At 66.1% G+C, this 16371-nt stretch carries 18 protein-coding genes; 10 read left to right on the plus strand and 8 right to left on the minus strand.

Annotation, left to right across the window (positions count from 1 at the left end; all coding sequences use genetic code 11):
- Positions 1–30 precede the first annotated feature (30 nt).
- Positions 31–657, plus strand: a complete 627-nt coding sequence (locus F468_RS0112255; RefSeq protein ID WP_018995272.1) for a hypothetical protein — start codon at positions 31–33, stop codon at positions 655–657.
- A 26-nt stretch (positions 658–683) separates the two neighbouring features.
- Positions 684–998 (plus strand): DUF2007 domain-containing protein, encoded by a 315-nt coding sequence (locus F468_RS0112260; protein ID WP_018139100.1) that lies wholly within the window; start codon positions 684–686, stop codon positions 996–998.
- 35 nt (positions 999–1033) lie between these two features.
- On the opposite strand, the gene F468_RS0112265 is transcribed toward F468_RS0112260, so the two are convergent.
- Positions 1034–1819, minus strand: a complete 786-nt coding sequence (locus F468_RS0112265; protein ID WP_018995273.1) for a lytic transglycosylase domain-containing protein — start codon at positions 1817–1819, stop codon at positions 1034–1036.
- Between the two features lie 59 nt (positions 1820–1878).
- On the opposite strand from F468_RS0112265, the gene F468_RS0112270 reads away from it, so the two are divergent.
- Genes F468_RS0112270 through F468_RS14600 form a run of 3 tightly spaced genes read left to right on the plus strand, consistent with a single transcriptional unit; the run spans position 1879 to position 3600 of the window.
- A complete protein-coding gene (locus tag F468_RS0112270; RefSeq protein ID WP_018139098.1) occupies positions 1879–2685 on the plus strand; it encodes a biotin--[acetyl-CoA-carboxylase] ligase in 807 nt (268 codons plus the stop codon).
- A complete protein-coding gene (locus tag F468_RS0112275) occupies positions 2678–3427 on the plus strand; it encodes a type III pantothenate kinase (protein ID WP_018995274.1) in 750 nt (249 codons plus the stop codon). Before F468_RS0112270 ends, F468_RS0112275 begins: the two co-directional genes overlap by 8 nt.
- The gene (locus tag F468_RS14600; RefSeq protein ID WP_018649377.1) at positions 3427–3600 is read left to right on the plus strand and encodes a hypothetical protein; all 174 of its coding nucleotides are present in this window, start codon (positions 3427–3429) and stop codon (positions 3598–3600) included. The genes F468_RS0112275 and F468_RS14600 overlap by 1 nt, the downstream gene beginning before the upstream one ends.
- Before the next feature lies 1 nt (position 3601).
- Here the strand turns inward: F468_RS14600 and F468_RS0112285 are convergent, their stop codons facing one another.
- Positions 3602–5212 carry a DUF255 domain-containing protein gene (locus F468_RS0112285; protein ID WP_018995275.1) on the minus strand — a complete coding sequence of 537 codons (1611 nt, stop codon included), beginning with the start codon at positions 5210–5212 and terminating at the stop codon, positions 3602–3604.
- Between the two features lie 167 nt (positions 5213–5379).
- Here F468_RS0112285 and F468_RS0112290 point away from each other — a divergent pair, with 167 nt between their 5' ends.
- The 4 genes from F468_RS0112290 to F468_RS0112305 all read left to right on the plus strand — a co-directional run bounded on the left by F468_RS0112290 (position 5380) and on the right by F468_RS0112305 (position 10295).
- Positions 5380–6327 (plus strand): hypothetical protein, encoded by a 948-nt coding sequence (locus tag F468_RS0112290; RefSeq protein WP_018649379.1) that lies wholly within the window; start codon positions 5380–5382, stop codon positions 6325–6327.
- A gap of 100 nt (positions 6328–6427) precedes the next feature.
- Positions 6428–7523, plus strand: a protein-coding gene (prfB, locus tag F468_RS0112295; RefSeq protein WP_155987368.1) for a peptide chain release factor 2 whose coding sequence is annotated in 2 segments (ribosomal slippage) — positions 6428–6499 and positions 6501–7523 — 1095 coding nt in all. Because the reading frame shifts where the segments join, the coding sequence is not laid out codon by codon here.
- Between the two features lie 24 nt (positions 7524–7547).
- Complete coding sequence (gene lysS / locus F468_RS0112300; RefSeq protein ID WP_018174505.1) at positions 7548–9038, plus strand: lysine--tRNA ligase; 1491 nt, start codon at positions 7548–7550, stop codon at positions 9036–9038.
- 111 nt (positions 9039–9149) lie between these two features.
- Positions 9150–10295, plus strand: coding sequence for a PQQ-dependent sugar dehydrogenase (locus tag F468_RS0112305; RefSeq protein WP_018174506.1), 1146 nt, complete (start codon positions 9150–9152; stop codon positions 10293–10295).
- Positions 10296–10375: 80 nt separating this feature from the next.
- Here the strand turns inward: F468_RS0112305 and F468_RS0112310 are convergent, their stop codons facing one another.
- Positions 10376–10879 (minus strand): heme-binding protein, encoded by a 504-nt coding sequence (locus tag F468_RS0112310; RefSeq protein WP_018139090.1) that lies wholly within the window; start codon positions 10877–10879, stop codon positions 10376–10378.
- A 212-nt stretch (positions 10880–11091) separates the two neighbouring features.
- Here F468_RS0112310 and F468_RS0112315 point away from each other — a divergent pair, with 212 nt between their 5' ends.
- A complete protein-coding gene (locus F468_RS0112315; RefSeq protein ID WP_018649381.1) occupies positions 11092–12135 on the plus strand; it encodes an acyltransferase family protein in 1044 nt (347 codons plus the stop codon).
- Here F468_RS0112315 and F468_RS0112320 read toward each other — a convergent pair whose 3' ends face one another.
- The 5 genes from F468_RS0112320 to F468_RS0112340 form a co-directional block, all read right to left on the minus strand.
- On the minus strand, positions 12136–12870 hold the full coding sequence (locus tag F468_RS0112320; protein ID WP_018139088.1) for a hypothetical protein: 735 nt from the start codon (positions 12868–12870) through the stop codon (positions 12136–12138).
- Positions 12871–13009: 139 nt separating this feature from the next.
- Positions 13010–13213: a DUF2892 domain-containing protein gene (locus tag F468_RS0112325; protein WP_012982402.1), complete on the minus strand. Its 204-nt coding sequence runs from the start codon at positions 13211–13213 to the stop codon at positions 13010–13012.
- 110 nt (positions 13214–13323) lie between these two features.
- A complete protein-coding gene (locus F468_RS0112330) occupies positions 13324–13527 on the minus strand; it encodes a DUF2892 domain-containing protein (protein ID WP_018139087.1) in 204 nt (67 codons plus the stop codon).
- A 388-nt stretch (positions 13528–13915) separates the two neighbouring features.
- Complete coding sequence (locus F468_RS0112335) at positions 13916–15220, minus strand: citrate synthase (protein ID WP_018139086.1); 1305 nt, start codon at positions 15218–15220, stop codon at positions 13916–13918.
- Positions 15221–15390: 170 nt separating this feature from the next.
- On the minus strand, positions 15391–16365 hold the full coding sequence (locus F468_RS0112340) for a sensor domain-containing diguanylate cyclase (protein ID WP_018995276.1): 975 nt from the start codon (positions 16363–16365) through the stop codon (positions 15391–15393).
- Positions 16366–16371 lie beyond the last annotated feature (6 nt).

Consider the following 16371-nt stretch of genomic DNA (forward strand, 5'->3'; position numbering starts at 1 on the left):
GCCGGTCCATCGTCGGCAGGAGAGAGCGCCTTGGCCAGTTTTACGATCACCTTGCATGCCCGCGCGGCGGACGAGCCCGAAATTCAGCGCGTGTCCGTGACCGCGGGCGAGGACGAAGAGCTGCCGGAGTACGGCCAGGTCTGGGTATGGGACATCCTCTACGCCCAGCAGCTGTTTGCCCTTGGCGAGACACAGACGGCTCAGCAGCTGAAGGAGGCCCTGGAGCTGTGGGCCGTGAATATGTCCAGCAAGGTATTCCAGCCGCATGGCCACATCCTGGCGAAGGGCTACCTGGACCTGTCGGAAGATCTGAAGCTGATCACCGGTGACGAGGAACGCCCGGCCGCGGCTGACGGCGACCGCGAGATCATCGTGACCGTGACCGGTCAGGCCGGCCAGCTGCCGGATGTCGCGGTCAGCCCGGAGGCACTGGAGGCCGAGGAGCGCAAGAACCTGGTGCTGGGCCTGGGGCAGTTCTTCAATTTCGACAACCCGATGTTTGCGCGCGAGCTGCCGATCCACGTACTCGCGATGCGCAAGTACCACGCCGACGTCCACGAGCCGCACACCCGCGAGGCCCTCGACGAGGCCCCGTTCTACGCCATTCAGAAGGCCATGGAATACTTCCAGGCGGCCAACCAGGGCACGGTGCAATAGGACGTACTGACTGCTAGGGTCGGATCATGCGTACCGTTTACACCGCTGCCGACCCGGTCATGGCCGGGTTTATCGAGAACCTCCTGAAGGAGGCCGGCATCCCCGCCTATGTAGCCCAGGCCGGGCTTTATGGCGCCGCGGGCGAGATCCCGCCGACCGAGTGCTGGGGACGGGTGATGGTGGTGCACGAGGCCCAGGCCGAGCAGGCCCGCGAGCTGATCGTGGAGTATCTGGAAGGCGAGCCGGAGCACGACGGGAAGGAATGGAAGTGCTCGCGTTGCGGCGAGCGGATCGAGCCGCAGTTCACCCAGTGCTGGAACTGCGGGCGCGAGCGGCGCTGATTCTCCACCACTAGCCCGCTACGCAGGGCGTCTTTCTAGCGAATCCCGTTACCCGAGCCGTACTGGGCCCGTACCCGCTGGATGTAGGTCTGGGTTTCGGGGAATGGCGGTACGCCGCCATGACGCTCCACCGCCCCGGGCCCGGCGTTGTAGGCGGCCAGGGCCAGGTCCAGATCCCCGTCAAAACGCTGCAGCATCTCGGCCAGATAGCGTGTGCCCCCGTGGATGTTCTGGGCCGGGTCGAAGCGGTCGGTTACACCCAGATCGGCCGCGGTGGCCGGCATGAGCTGCATCAGGCCGTGCGCGCCCACCCGCGAGACGGCCTCCGGGTCGAAGCAGGACTCGACGTGAATCACCGACTGCACCAGGGCCGGGTCCACACCATTGTGGCCCGCGGCGGCGCGGATCAGCTCGGCGAACTCGCCACCACCACTGGCCAGGGCCTGGCGGGCACGTTCGCCGCAGCGTGCGCGCGCGGTTGGGCGGCCGTAGGTGGCGATCAGGTTCATGTTGGCGTTTTGGCTCCGCTGGTTGGTGACCAGGCGCTGGCCGTCGGGGCCCTCGAACACGAAGATCTCGCTGGGCGACCAGCTACCGCCCGAAGCCGTTCCGCTCTGCCTGGCCGAGGTGCCGGGACGCTGGGGCGAAGGCACGGTCTCGTACTCGATGCCCTCGGGGCGCTGGTCCGTAATCACGCGGGCACCCGTGGCGTCGTAGTAGGTGTAAAGGTCGGCCTGGGCGGGCAAGGCGAGGACGCCGGCGGCCAGCAGCAACGCCGGCAGTCCGCCCGCGAAACGCTTACCATATGCACGATTGCGCAACCGAATCCCCCCTTGTCGCCCACGTCCGAATGAACGCTCCCCAGACGACCGATCCCATTATGGCGCCGGAAACTGCGCAACTGGAAGGGCTGCTGCGCGAGGCCCTGGCGGGAACCGCGCTGGAACCGCCGCTGGTGGAGGTGCTGGAACGGGTGGATTCCACCAATGCACGACTGCTCGACCCCGCGCAGATGCATGCCGGCCCCAGGGTGTGTCTGGCGCGCGAGCAGCTGGCTGGGCGGGGGCGACGAGGCCGGGCCTGGGTGGCGCCCCCGGATGCCGGCCTGGCCCTCTCGCTCTCCTGGCCGATTGCCGCCAACCAGCCGGTGCCTGCGGCCTATCCGGTCGGCGTGGGGATCGGGGTCATCCGCGCGCTGGAGGCGCTCGGTGTGGAAGGCCCGGGTCTCAAGTGGCCGAACGACCTGGTGGTAGGCGCTGCGAAGCTGGGCGGTATCCTGGTCGAGCAGCGGCTTCCCCGGCCGGATCGGCCCGGGCGCCTGGTGGTGGGGGTCGGGCTCAATCGCCGGGGTTCCGGAGCGCTCGGCCTGGATCGCGAGGTGACCGACCTGGAAGCCCTGTCAGACGGGCAGGGGCCCGACTGGCTGGCGCTGGCGGCCGAGGTGACAGGCTGGCAGATGCGCCTGCATTCGCTGCTGATGGCACAGGGGCTGGCGGCGCTGGCGGACGATCTCGACCGCCTCGATGTGCTGGCCGGACGCCCCATCCAGGTACCGGATACGGGCCTGTCGGGCATTGCCCGGGGCATTTGCCTGGATTCGGGGCGTCTGCGCGTCGAGGATGAGGCGGGCGTCCTGCATCATCTCGACGCAGGAGAAGTATCCATCCGGAGGGCTGGGCATGCCTGACTGCGCGCTGATCGACATCGGCAGTACCCGAATCAAGTGGCAGCGCCGCGACGCGGCCGGTCATGTGCTGGACGAGGGCACAAGCCTCGCGATTGATGATTGTGCTCAGGCGCTGAAAGACGCTGGTCTGGCGATCTGGGCCGCCCGTGTCGGCAGCCCGGAGCGCCAGGCGGCGCTGGAAGACGCGGTGGGGGCGGCGGTACCCATCCACTGGGTGGGAACGCACGGGGGCGGGCGCTATGGCGTGCGCAGTGATTATGCCGAAGGCCAGCTGGGTGTGGATCGCTTCTGTGCACTGGTGGCGGCCCGGGCGGAAGGGCCGGGGCCCTGCGTGCTGGTGGATGCGGGAACCGCGATTACGGTCGACCTGCTGGATGCCGAGGGTCGGCATCGGGGCGGGTACTTGCTGCCGGGGCGACAGCTGGGCTGGGATTCGCTGCAGGCCCGGCTGGCCGACCGCGTTGCCCCGCGTGATCCGGGTGACTGGCCCGCGACCCTCGACTCGACACCGGGGCTTGGTAGCGAACAGGGCCTGGAGCGCGGACTGACGCTGGGTCTCTCCGGCGCGGTCGATCGCCTGATCGTCGAGGCCCGCACCCACCTGGGCAATGACACCGTCTGCTGGCTACACGGTGGGGATGCATCCTGGCTTGCCGGGCAGCTCACCGAATTCGTCACTCTGCGCGAGAACCTCGTGCTGGAAGGCCTGTGGCAGATTGCACGCGCGGAGGGGGGCTCGTGATGCGCTGGTTCGTCGTTCTGTTGCTGCTGGCGAATCTTGCCCTGTTTGGCTGGAGCTGGCAGCAGGGGCACTGGAACGGCGACCCTTACGCCGACGTGCCCCCACCGGAGCGGGGTACGCAGATGCTCGACGAGGGAGATGTGCGGATTCACCCGCTCGACGGGGGCGACTAGGTCAGTCGTCCAGTCCCGGGATGCCGGCGCGCAGGGCCTGGAAGCCGATGGCCACGTCGTCGGGATCGGCGCCGGGTTCGATGTGCAGCCGCGCGCGAACCTTCTCCGGATCGATGTGGGATTCTTCTACGATCTCTTCCGGCAGACGGTGCAGCCACCAGGCCAGTGCAGCCTGACTGCGCGTCTCTGACCACGGTTCAAGGTCCGATCCGACACGCTCGGCGTGCGCCTCCAGCTCCTCGTCAAAGAACGGCTTCAGGCGGTCCAGCGCGGCGACCGGATCGGGCAGATCGGGCTTCTCGCCCTCCAGCGCCTCGATCGCGCGGGCCAATTCGAGGCGGGCGATCTCCGGCCAGATCTGTGCGGGCAGGTATCCCTCCATCGCCGGGCGCCCGTCGGCGGTGATGCCGTGCAGGAAGCCGGCCTCTGTGCCCAGATACCGGTCCAGGGCCTGCATGGCCTCGCGCGCCCAGTCGAGGGTGTCCTCGTCCTCCATGACCCGGGCCATGTTGGCCAGGGCGGCAATCGCCTGGCCGGAGCTGTCCGCATAGGTGTTGCGGTCCACCCGCGGGGGATCGGTCTCCAGCCGTTCTTCCGGGTCGAGCTGGTAGTAGTCGCGATCCGCATACTGGCTATTGCCGAAGCGCGACTGAGCCTCGTCCCAGAGCTGGTCGCGCAGATAGTCGCGAATACCGCGGGCGAATTCGGCGTGATGTTCCTTGCCGAAGCGCTCGTAGGCCTCGGCATACAGCCAGAGGAACGCGGCGTTCTGGTCCAGTCGTTTGGAGGTTTCGAGGGCCAGGACCGGATCGCGTTGATCCCAGTCGTGGAAAAAGAAGAATCCTCCCTCCACTCCGTCGTACAGGTCGGCGGCGATCTGGTCGAGCATGGCGGGCATGCGGTCTCCCCAGTCCGCCTCGTCGAGCAGGAAGCGATAGGTCCAGGGCTGCGGGCGTTTGCTCAGCGTGCCGAAGGCCGCGCTGCCGCTCAGGCGGTGGCCGGAGCGGTCGTAGACCTCGTCGAGCATCTCGCGGAAGCGGTCGAGGTCATTGATCGCGGCGTCGTCCGGCGTGATCTCGCGGCCGGTGACCGAGAACATGTCCCGCTGGGCCTCCAGGATGCCCTGCAGGTCGCGTGGATTCACATGCCCGGTAAAGCGGGTCAGCATCTCGTCCTCGTGGTTCACGATCACCACAAACGGCAGACCCCGACCACCGTAGCGGCGGAACAGGTCGGCGCGCTCGTCGAGGTCGACCAGGACCGGGATGTAGTGCTGATCGATGGTGTCGACGACGTCGGGGTTCTCCAGCGACTCGTCCTGGAAGTCGCGGCACCAGGTGCACCACTGCCCGTGAAAGTAGAAGAAGATCGGCCGTTCGAGCTCCTTCGACTCCTCGAACAGTTCGCTGTCCCAGGACTGCCAGTCGATCTGGGAGCCTTCCGGGTAGTCATCCACCTCGAAACCGTTGTCGGGCCCGTTATCCGGGGCCTCGGCGGGTCCGGCCGCGCCTTGAGCACCAACAATGCCCGCAAGGCCCAGCAGAACAAGGCCCAGGACGGGACTGGTCCACCCGCCGATGGTGGCGACTGCAAAAAATTTGTGCTCGTCCATGGCGCACCTGGAAATTTGGGCTGCTTACTACGGTAGACCACAATCAAGGGGTTGCCGTTCCTCGGGAGACATCCGCCTCGGTGGTAGCATGGCCGTGGATCAAGCCACGGGGGGATCGAGATGCGCCTTTGCAGGGGAGGGACGGCCGCGACGAGGGGAGACCCGAGATGGCGAGGGTGACGCTTCTGCTGCCCGGATTGTTTCGGCGTGCCGAGGCGGCCTTGCCGAAGGACGGCGAGGATCCCCCGGGAATCCGGCATCTGGCGCGTTGGCTGGGCCGAGCACGCCCGCTGGTAGCTGCGCCGGCGGATGCCCGGGAGGGCTGGGAGGTCCAGCTCGCGCGGCGGCTGGGCTTCGAGCAGCCGGTCTCGGGATCGCGCCTGTGGCTGGCCTGGCCCGTGCGGCTGACGCCCGGGATGAAGGACCTGGTCGCGGATCCGGTCTTCGAGGTCCACCGGGAAGAGCGCGAGGCGCTGTGGGAGGCCGCGCGTCCGGATCTGGAAGCGGCGGGGGCCACGCTGCGGCTGTCGTCGGCTGGGCTGTGGCTCCTGGAAATGGAGGGCGAGGGGGATGGAGCGGGCGAGCCGCCCTCAGCGGGCTGGGGTCGCTCGATGAGCCGGGGTGCGATGGACAGTGACGTCGCGCGCCGTCTGCAGGTCCTAAACAACGCCCTGCAGATGACCTGGTTCCAGCATCCGGTGAACCAGGCGCGCGAGCAATCCGGGCGCGAGCCCGTTCACGGGCTGTGGTTCTGGTCACCGGGGCGTCCAGAGGGCGCCACGGCCGTGCGCGCGGTCTGTGGCGGTGGGCCTGTCGCGCACTTTCTGGCGGACTGGACGGCGCTTGATTGGAATCCGGATCCGGCCGCCGCGGCGGAGGCGGTGCGCGATACCGTCGTGGTACTGGATGCCCTGGCAGGCGCGCGCGATCTCGAACGCCATGCGGAGGTGATGCAGTCCCTGGCCGATGACGTCGTACGGCCTCTGCTGCCTCTGCTTCGGAAGGGACACCTGGAGGCGCTGGAGTTTCACGATCCGCTTGCGCGCTCGGAGCCGCCCAGGGTGCTGGAACGCCGGGACAGCCTGGCCTTCTGGCGGCGCGCGCGAGTCCTCTGACGCACCCCGTCCGGTTGGACCCGAGTGCGCCAGACGCCGGGTCAGGGGTGTTATACTGCGCGGCTTTTCTGCCCACCCGCACACCGGAAATCGACGCATCATGGAACTGAATCCGCTGTATACCCAGATTGATGACCTGAAAGGCCGCCTGGAAGGCCTTAGGGGGTATCTTTGACTACCCGGTCAAGGAAGAACGCCTAGAAGAGGTCCAGCGCGAACTGGAAAACCCGGACATCTGGAACGACCCGGATCGTGCGCAGGCGCTGGGCAAGGAACGCGCCCAGCTCGAGAACATCGTCGTCAACATCCGCGAGATCGGCACGCAGCTGGCCGACAGCCGCGACTTGCTGGAGATGGCCGAGGCCGATGACGATGCCGAGACGGCAGCGGCGGTGGAGGCCGACGTCGCGGCCCTGACCGCGCGGGTCGAGGCACTGGAGTTCCGGCGCATGTTCTCCGGCGAGATGGACGAGGCCAACGCCTATCTCGACATCCAGGCCGGCTCCGGCGGCACCGAGGCCCAGGACTGGGCCAACATCCTGTTGCGCATGTACCTGCGCTGGGCCGAGAACCACGGCTTCAAGACCGAGATCATCGAGCTCTCCGAGGGCGATGTCGCCGGTATCAAGAGTGCGACTGTGCGTATCGAGGGCGAATACGCCTTTGGCTGGCTGCGCACCGAGACCGGCGTGCACCGCCTGGTGCGCAAGTCGCCGTTCGACTCGGGCAATCGCCGGCACACCTCGTTCGCGTCGGTGTTCGCCTCGCCGGAGGTGGACGACAGCTTCGAGATCGAGATCAACCCGGCCGATCTGCGCGTGGATACCTACCGCGCCTCCGGGGCCGGTGGGCAGCACGTCAACCGGACTGAGTCGGCCATCCGCATTACCCACGAGCCCTCCGGCATCGTGGTGGCCTGCCAGAACGACCGCTCGCAGCACAAGAACCGCGACACGGCGATGAAGCAGCTGAAGGCCAAGCTCTACGAGATGGAGATCCAGAAGCGCAACGCCGAGAAGCAGGCGGCCGAGGACGCCAAGTCCGATATCGGCTGGGGCAGCCAGATCCGTTCGTATGTGCTCGACCAGTCCCGGATCAAGGACCTGCGCACCAGCGTGGAGGTCGGCAACACCCAGGCCGTGCTCGACGGCGACCTGGATCAGTTCATCGAAGCCAGCCTTAAGAGTGGGCTGTAACGCTTTCTTTTACCGGGATTCCCGATGACCGAGATTACCGACGAGAACAAGCTGATCGCCCAGCGTCGCGCCAAGCTGAACGAGCTGCGCGAGGCCGGCCCGGCCTTCCCCAACGACTTCCGCCGCGATGCCCTGGCGGCCGATCTGCACGCCGCGCATGACGACACCGAAGGCGAGGCGCTGGAGGGGCAGGGGATCCGCGTGACCGTGGCCGGGCGCATGATCGGCAAGCGCGTGATGGGCAAGGCGAGTTTTGTCCGCCTGCGCGACCAGTCCGGGGATATCCAGCTGTTCGCCCAGCGTGACAGCCTGCCGGAGGGTGCCTACGCGGCCTTCAAGCACTGGGACCTGGGCGATATCGTCGGCGGGCAGGGCACGCTGTTCAAGACCAAGACCGGCGAGCTGACGGTCCAGTTGGACGAGCTGCGCCTGCTGACCAAGAGCCTGCGCCCGCTACCGGAGAAGTTCCACGGCCTGACCGACCAGGAACAGCGCTACCGCCAGCGCTACGTGGACCTGATCACCAGCCCGGACAGCCGCGAGCTGTTCCGCACCCGCACCCGGATCGTGCGCTACATCCGCGAGTACTTCGAACGCGAGGACTTCATCGAGGTGGAGACCCCGATGATGCAGGTGATCCCGGGCGGCGCGACCGCGCGGCCGTTCGCCACGCACCACAATGCGCTGGACATGCCGCTGTATCTGCGTATCGCGCCGGAGCTGTATCTGAAGCGCCTGGTCGTCGGCGGCTTCGAGAAAGTCTTCGAGATCAACCGCAATTTCCGCAACGAGGGGCTGTCCACCCGGCACAACCCCGAGTTCACCATGCTCGAGTTCTACGAGGCCTTCGTCGACTACCACGCGCTGATGGACCGCACCGAGACGCTGCTGCGCGGGCTGTGCGAGAACGTGCTGGGCACGACCACCATCGAGTACCAGGGCGAGACCTACGATTTCGGTCAGCCGTTCACGCGCATGACGGTGCGCGAGGCGATCCTCGAGCACAACCCGGAGATCACCAGCGAGGACCTGGCGGACATCGACAAGGTACGCGCCCACTGCGAGCGCCTGGAGATCCCGATCAAGGCGAGCTTCGGCCTCGGCAAGCTGTGGACCGAGATCTTCGAGTACACCGCCGAGAACAAACTGCGTCACCCGACCTTCATCACCGCCTATCCGACCGAGGTCTCGCCGCTGGCGCGGCGTAACGACGAAGACCCGTTCGTGACCGACCGCTTCGAGCTGTTTGTCGGCGGGCGCGAGATCGCCAACGGCTTCTCCGAGCTCAACGACCCCGAGGACCAGGCCGAGCGCTTCCAGGCCCAGGTCGCGGAGAAGGACGCCGGCGACGACGAGGCGATGCACTATGACGCCGACTACATCCGCGCCCTGGAATACGGCCTGCCACCCACGGCCGGCGAGGGCATCGGCATCGACCGCCTGGTGATGCTGCTGACCAACAGCGCCTCCATCCGCGATGTGCTGCTGTTCCCGCACCTGCGCCCGGAGGCCTGAAGCCGCCCTTTCTCCGCTGAGACCGTGCCGACGGGCAAGCCGATTGCGGGAACACCGGGAAACCCTGTCGGTCGCATGGTTGTGGTTTCACGGAAAGAACGGGAGGTTGTCATGGCGAATTACGGCCCTGTCTGGCGCAGTCTGGTTGGTACTGCGGCCGCCACGGCGCTGCTGGCCGGTGGTGCCCAGGCCGGCGAGACGGTCGAGTCCGGCATCAGCACCGAATACGAGCAGTTCGACCTGGTGCGGGTTGCGGGCGATCTGGAACACCCGTGGTCGGTGGCGTTCCTGCCCGGTGGAGGCTATCTGGTCACCGAGCGTACCGGCGCGCTGAAGCACATCCGCAGGAACGGCGAGGTCCGCGAGGTGGCGGGTGTGCCGGATGTGGTGGCCCGCGACCAGGGCGGGCTGCTGGATGTGTCCCTTCACCCGGACTTCCGTGACAACGGCTGGGTATACCTGACCTATTCCTCTGGTGACGAAGATCAGTCCTACACTGCGATGGGCCGTGGCCTGTTGGAGGATGGCGAGCTGCACGACTTCGAGAAGCTCTTCGAGCAGGATCGCGGGGGCAGCAATCATGGCCACTTCGGTTCTCGCCTCGCCTGGCTCGCCGACGGCACCCTGCTGATGACTATCGGCGACCGCCGCCAGGAGGAGCCGGCCCAGGACCTGTCCAGCCACACCGGCAAGCTGCTGCGCCTGACCGAGGATGGCGAGGCCCCGGCCGACAACCCGTTTGCCGACCGTGACGACGCCCAGCCGCACATCTATTCTTACGGCCTGCGCAACTCGCAGGGGCTGGTGGTCGATCCCGCCGATGACACGATCTGGCTGACCGATCATGGTCCGCGCGGCGGGGACGAGCTCAATCGGATGGAGGCTGGCGGTAACTACGGCTGGCCGGGTGTCACACGTGGACGTGAATATCCGACGGAGCGCCCGTTTGGAGATGCCCGTGAATCGGACGATGTGATTCCCCCGATTTACGAGTTCCTGCCTACGCTGGCGCCCTCCGGGCTGGCGCTGATCACCTCGGATCGCTTCGAGGCCTGGGAGGGTAATCTGCTGGCCGGCGGCCTGCGCGCCGAGCGTATCCTGCGCATCGTGATCGAGGACGACGAAGTTGTGCACATGGAGGAGCTGCTGCATGGCAAGATCGGGCGCATCCGTGATGTGCGCGAGGGCCCGAACGGGCATATCTACGTGCTGACAGACGAGTCCGACGGCGGGCTGTACCGGATGGAGGCCCGCTAGCACCACCGGTCCTGGCTGCTACCAAGGTCCGGACAGTAGAAGGCCCTTCCCGAGCGGGAAGGGCCTTGTTCGTTGCAGGGCTAGAACAGGTCGTCGGCAATGGCCTCGATGCCCGCCTCGGCACACTCGTGGTCGACTTCACCACTGGGGGCGCCGGAGACGCCGATGCCGCCGATGATGCTCCCGTTATCGGTGATCTGCACACCGCCGCCCAGGATGGTGACATTGGGGAGGTGCTGAATGCCGTAACCGGCTTCGCCCGGCATCGTCATTTCGCGCAGTTCCAGGGTATCGGTACGGAAGCTGACCGCCGTCCAGGCCTTGGATACGGCGGTATCGACGGTATGAGCCCCGGCGAAGCGGTCGCGTTTGACGGCCTGGGTTACGCCGTGACGATCCACGACGGCCACCGCGACCTGGGTATCGCGATCACGACAGGCCTCCATGGCCGCCTCGACCGCCTTGACGGCGAGTTCGGGGAGGAGCGTCGGAGTGTTGAAGGTGCCCTCGCTGCTTTGCGCCGGGCTTGCGGCGAATACGAGGGCGCCGGCGAGGAACAGGGGGGTGAGCTTGGTCATGCGCATGGGAGCGACTCCTTTGTTTGGATCCCATCTGTTATCTAGTCATTGCTCGGGCGTTTCGCAATCCGGTGGAATACGAACGTGATCGGCGAAACGCTCGTCTGACGGGTGACCTCTCGGCGCGTATCGGGCACGGTCGGGTGGTGAGAACGAGGAGCCACAAGTGTTTGGGAGATTGGGTGGGCTTGAGTAACGCCACGGAAGCCCGGCGACGGATGGAAGGGGTCGATGCGGCCCGTGCGCTGGCCATGATCGGCATGCTGATGGTGCATGTGGGGCCCACTCGTCTCGATTCGGTTGCAGGCCAGTGGTACGCGCTACCGCATGGGCGGGCCTCGGTGTTGTTCATGCTGGTGGCCGGGGTCGGAATCTCGTTCCTGGCGGCCTCGCGGCGTGTCGCGGCCGAGGGCCTGGCCGGGCAACTCCTCTGGCGTGCCTTGCTGCTGTTTCCATTGGGTCTGGCCCTGCAGGCGATGCAGAGCGAATTGAACGTGATCCTGCAGACCTATGCCCTGTTTTTCGTACTCTCCATCGGGCTGGTGCGGTTACGCACCACGGTGCTCTTCCTGGTGGGCCTGTTCGCCCTGGTGCTGGGGCCACCGCTGTACCTATATGGCCAGATGCTGGACCCCGATACCTTCCAGCGGGTCGGTATCGGGCCGGACAACCCGCCCGGTGTAATGCTGCACGCCCTCCTGTTCTCGGGCCCGTACCCGCTGATCACCTGGATCGTGCCGTTTGTGGTGGGGCTGTGGCTGGGCCGCTGCGATCTGCGCAGCGATGCGCTGCGTTTGCGGATGCTGCTGGTGGGTGCCGCCGTTGCAGGGGTGGCCTGGGCGCTGCATGTCGCCCTCTTTGCGTGGTTGGGCGAGCCAGGCGGAGGTCTGCGCTGGGCCGATCTCGCCGACATGAAGGCCCACAGCCAACGTCCGCTATGGCTGTTGAATGCGACCGGGGTGGCGGTAGCCGTGCTTGCCGTGTGCCTGGTGGCGGCGGATCGCCTCGGGCGTGCGCTGTGGCCGCTGGTCGCGACCGGCCAGTTGGCGTTGACCTTCTACGTGCTGCACCTGGTTGTGATCGCCCTGTGGCGCGACGACGTGGTCTTCAAGCAGGACGTTGGCCCCGCATTGGTGGTGGTCGCGGTATTCACCGGGCTGTTCATGCTGTTTGCGGTGGGCTGGCGCCGACTGTTCCGCAAGGGGCCCCTGGAAAGCCTGCTGGTCGTGCCGTGGGCATGGAGGCGCCCGACGAAGAGCTGATCAGGCCGATTGGCGAGCTTGCTGCGCGAGGCTGCGTGTGGCCTGGCGGAACACCGGGCGCAACGGCTTGTTGAGGAAGGTTCGCGCCCGGCTCGGGGCAATGCCCTGATGGTGACAGAACAGGGCCAGCGCGTAGACGAGATCGTCGCGCCCAAGCGATGCCTGGCGTTCCGCACTCGGGGCACTGCAGGAGCCACAACCACCGACCCGCACGTGAAAGGCCGTATTGGCGAGCATCACACCGAATCCCATCTGTGTGGCCAGCAGTTCGGCTACATGCCCCTCGTTGCCCTCCTGCGAGGGGGCAGGTTCTTCCGAGGTGGGGAGGAGCCTCAGCGCGATCTCGCGGGCAAAGTGCCCGATCAGGGCCTCGTTCTCGCCGACCAGCCGGGGATCGTAGGGAATCGGTATGGATTCGGGGCGGGGCGCATGGCCCCAGGAGCCCATCGGCACCGGGTTATCCAGGAGGTCATCCGGTTGCGCGAGCCGAAACGGGCCGTCGGCAAAGCCGGCATGGCTGCATACGGCGTCGAACACGATCTGCGCCATCCCGTGGCGGGTATCGGCCTGCCCGGGGAAATGCTCGCGAATCGGCAGAACGAGGTGGGCCTGACCGAGCGGCTGCGCCCAGACGGCCTGGCGCCGTGCCCAGAGCGTAACGGCGCGGACCCACTGGCGGGCCTCGGTGTCGGGTTCGGGGGCGCGCTGGAACAGACGCGGGATCAGCGAGAGCATCGTGGGAGGCTGGTTTGGGTGCCCCTCCATTGTGCGCCAGGGCGGGGCGTTTTGCAGGCCCTTAAGGAAACACTGTTCAGTGTTCCCTTAAAGCAAAAAGGCCCGGACCGAGCGGCCCGGGCCTTGCCATATTGCGGACCTAGTTGAAGGCCTCGCCGGGCTTGACGCCCATGGCCTTCAGGATCATGGCCAGCGGGCAGAAGCCGGTGAATGCCGACTGCAGCAGGTTGAAGCCGACGAACAGGGTCAGCAGCAGCCACCAGGGGCTGAACACCCAGGCCAGGATGGCACTGATGATGACGACGGTGCCGGCAAAGGCGAGGACAATGCGATCGATGCTCATGGGGGATTCTCCCGGGTTATCTATTAGACAACTCTAATATGTGCCCGCAGACACAGAAATACAAGGGCCCACTGGTCGGTGGGTCCGCACACGTGCCGGAACAGGTCGGTTCAGTGGAAGATCTCGCCGGGCTTCATGCCCAGGCTCTTCAGCACCATGGCCAGCGGGCAGAATCCGGTAAAGGCGGACTGGATCAGGTGGACGCCGATAAAGATCGTCAGCAGCAGCCACCATCCACTGGCGGCCCAGGTCAGCAGGGCACTGATCAGTACAACGATCCCGGCAAACACCAGGAAAAAGCGATCAAGCGTCATGGACGGTCCCTCCCTTGCGTCCGTTGTTTACCCAGTGATAGCACTGGCGCAGTCGCACGGCAAGGGAGGGGGAGCGCCAAGGGAAACACTGATTAATGTACACGCTCGCGTTGGTACCCCAGGTTTTCCGAGACAAGGCGCGTCGTGCAACGGGTAGTGGTTCTACCCGCAAGCGGCGCAACGCGGGATCGGGGAACCTGGGGTACCAACCCCACAATCCATTTAAAGCAGGGGCTCGGCCGCCCGTTGTTGATCAAAAACGGGCGCGCGCACGGCGTTGCGGCTCCCTTGTGCAGAATGACTGCACGGCAGTCACCGCGCCTTGTTCACACGTAAAAGCGACTCGAGCGCGAGCGTGTACATTGATCAGTGTTTCCCTAGAACGTTCCTAGCGTTCCTCGATCGCGATGTACTCGCGTGAGGGGTGCCCGGTGTAGAGCTGGCGCGGACGGCCAATGCGTGATTCCGGATCCTGCATCATCTCGTTCCAGTGCGAGATCCAGCCCACCGTGCGGGCCAGCGCAAAGATCACGGTGAACATGTTCAGCGGGATGCCCATCGCGCGCAGGATGATGCCGGAGTAGAAGTCCACGTTCGGATAGAGCTTGCGCTCGATGAAGTAGTCGTCCTCCATCGCGATGCGCTCGAGCTCCATGGCGACGTCGAACAGCGGTTGATTCTCGGCGCCCATGTCGCCCATCTCGGCCAGCAGTTCGTGGCACATCTTGCGGATGATCTTCGCCCGCGGATCGTAGTTCTTGTACACGCGGTGGCCGAATCCCATCAGGCGGAACGGGTCGTTCTTGTCCTTCGCGCGGGCGACGAAGTCCTGCACGCTCTTGTCGGAGTTCACGATCTCCTCGAGCATGCGCACGACCTTTTCATTCGCGCCCCCGTGCAGCGGACCCCACAGCGAGGCGATGCCGGCCGAGATCGCGGCAAACGGGTTCGCCTCGGAAGAGCCGGACAGGCGCACGGTGGAGGTTGAGGCGTTTTGTTCGTGATCCGCATGCAGGATGAGGATCAGGTCCAGTGCGCGTACGAAGACCGGGTTCGGCTGGTAGGGCTCGCTGGGCACCCCGAACATCATCGACAGGAAGTTGGCCGTGTAGGACAGGTTGTTGTCCGGATACATGAACGGCTGGCCGTGGGCGTACTTGTACGACCAGGCGGCGATCGTTGGCATCTTGGAGATCAGCCGGTGCGCGGCGATGCGGCGGTGTTCCGGGTTATGCACGTCGACGTTGTCGTGATAGAAGGCCGACAAGGCCCCCACCACGCCGACCATAATCGCCATCGGATGCGCATCGTGACGGAAGCCGTCGAAGAAGCGGCGGACCGCCTCGTGCAGCATCGAGTGGTCCTTGATGATGCGCGAGAAGTCGTGCAGGTCGTCGGAGGAGGGCAACTCGCCGTTCAGCAGCAGGTAGCAGACCTCGAGATAGGTGCTCCCTTCCGCCAGCTGTTCGATCGGATAACCACGGTAGAGCAGGGTGCCCTCGTCCCCGTCGATGAAGGTTACATCCGAGCGGCAACTGGCCGTGGACATGAACCCCGGGTCGTAGGTGAAGTAACCGAGTTCCTTGTACAGCGCACGGATGTCGATGCAATTGGGGCCGTGGGCACCCTCCTGGATCGGCAACTCGATGCTCTTGCCGGTAGTGTTGTCGGTCAGCGTGACGGTCTTGCTCATGAAACGGCCTCGAAGATTCGCTGGGGCGCCCGAACGCGCGGGGTCGAAAAGGGGCATGGTAAACCATCGACACCCGGTGGGCAGCGTTGTTCTAGGGCCGGTTCGGGATTCCGCGATCCGGTTCCTCGGTAGCGGGGGCCCGGGAGACACTGATCGAATCGTGCGCCTCCCTATGAGGCATTGCGTTGTGCGCGCTTCTCGGCGTACATCGCCTGGTCAGCGCGGGCCTGCGCGTCGGGCAGGTCGCCCTGGACCTCGCGCGCCGATGCGCCCAGGGCGGCCGACACGCCTGCCTGTTCCAGTGCCGTGCGCAGGCGCTCGGTCAGGTCGGGCAGATAGTCGATCGGTGTTTCGGGGAACAGGACTGCGAATTCGTCGCCGCCCAGGCGGGCCACGGTGTCGATGTCACGCACGGTCTCGAGCAGGGCGCGTCCCGCCGCGGCGATCAGGCGGTCACCGGCCTCGTGGCCTTGCGTGTCGTTGACGGCCTTCAGACCGTTCAGGTCGATCATGACGACGCCGGCCGGGAGGCCATGGCGGGCGCAGCGGTCTTCCTCGGCCGCGAGTGCGAGACCCCAGCCGCGGCGGTTGTACGTGCCGGTCAGGGTATCGGTGTGGGCCTCGAGAAGAAGGGCCTCGCGTTCGCGCTCGAGCGAGTCAACCTGGTGGCGCATCCGTATCAGGGCCTCGAGCGTACTCACCGCCGCGCGAATCGGTTCGTCGTGTTCGACCAGCGAGTCCGCCAGCGTCTCCGGGTGAATGGCGCAGAGCACGCCATACAGCTGGTGGTCGACATCCTGCACCGGGTAGCCAATGTAGCTGCCGATCGGGGTCTGGTCGCCCGCCGCTGCAAGGGCGCTCAGCGCCTCGGCGTAGGCAGGCTCGCGTGCAGCATCCGGTGCGATCTGGGGCGCACGGCCTTCCAGCATGCGGATACAGAACGAGTTGCTCCAGTCGAAGGCCGTGCCGGCCTCGATTCCGTAGCCATGATCGTCGGCGCGCACCACGATCTGCTCGTCCCCCTCCACCCGGGTCAGCATCCAGGTGTCGAGCGGGGCGAGTTGGTGCAGAAGGCGCAGGGTATTGTCCACGCCCTGGTTGAACGGGTCCTCGGTGTCCTCGCGCTGGTCCTGGGATCGCTTCATGGATAT

The sequence above is a fragment of the Thioalkalivibrio sp. ALJ2 genome, from assembly GCF_000378325.1.
GTDB lineage: Bacteria > Pseudomonadota > Gammaproteobacteria > Ectothiorhodospirales > Ectothiorhodospiraceae > Thioalkalivibrio.

Bases quoted from the DNA above. Each gene is read 5' to 3' on its own strand.
- F468_RS0112260 (WP_018139100.1), top strand. From the start codon at position 684: ATGCGTACCGTTTACACCGCTGCCGACCCGGTCATGGCCGGGTTTATC.
- F468_RS0112270 (WP_018139098.1), top strand. From the start codon at position 1,879: ATGGCGCCGGAAACTGCGCAACTGGAAGGGCTGCTGCGCGAGGCCCTG.
- F468_RS0112275 (WP_018995274.1), top strand. From the start codon at position 2,678: ATGCCTGACTGCGCGCTGATCGACATCGGCAGTACCCGAATCAAGTGG.
- F468_RS14600 (WP_018649377.1), top strand. From the start codon at position 3,427: ATGCGCTGGTTCGTCGTTCTGTTGCTGCTGGCGAATCTTGCCCTGTTT.
- F468_RS0112285 (WP_018995275.1), bottom strand. From the start codon at position 5,212: ATGGACGAGCACAAATTTTTTGCAGTCGCCACCATCGGCGGGTGGACC.
- F468_RS0112290 (WP_018649379.1), top strand. From the start codon at position 5,380: ATGGCGAGGGTGACGCTTCTGCTGCCCGGATTGTTTCGGCGTGCCGAG.
- lysS (WP_018174505.1), top strand. From the start codon at position 7,548: ATGACCGAGATTACCGACGAGAACAAGCTGATCGCCCAGCGTCGCGCC.
- F468_RS0112305 (WP_018174506.1), top strand. From the start codon at position 9,150: ATGGCGAATTACGGCCCTGTCTGGCGCAGTCTGGTTGGTACTGCGGCC.
- F468_RS0112310 (WP_018139090.1), bottom strand. From the start codon at position 10,879: ATGCGCATGACCAAGCTCACCCCCCTGTTCCTCGCCGGCGCCCTCGTA.
- F468_RS0112315 (WP_018649381.1), top strand. From the start codon at position 11,092: ATGGAAGGGGTCGATGCGGCCCGTGCGCTGGCCATGATCGGCATGCTG.
- F468_RS0112320 (WP_018139088.1), bottom strand. From the start codon at position 12,870: ATGCTCTCGCTGATCCCGCGTCTGTTCCAGCGCGCCCCCGAACCCGAC.
- F468_RS0112325 (WP_012982402.1), bottom strand. From the start codon at position 13,213: ATGAGCATCGATCGCATTGTCCTCGCCTTTGCCGGCACCGTCGTCATC.
- F468_RS0112330 (WP_018139087.1), bottom strand. From the start codon at position 13,527: ATGACGCTTGATCGCTTTTTCCTGGTGTTTGCCGGGATCGTTGTACTG.
- F468_RS0112335 (WP_018139086.1), bottom strand. From the start codon at position 15,220: ATGAGCAAGACCGTCACGCTGACCGACAACACTACCGGCAAGAGCATC.
- F468_RS0112340 (WP_018995276.1), bottom strand. From the start codon at position 16,365: ATGAAGCGATCCCAGGACCAGCGCGAGGACACCGAGGACCCGTTCAAC.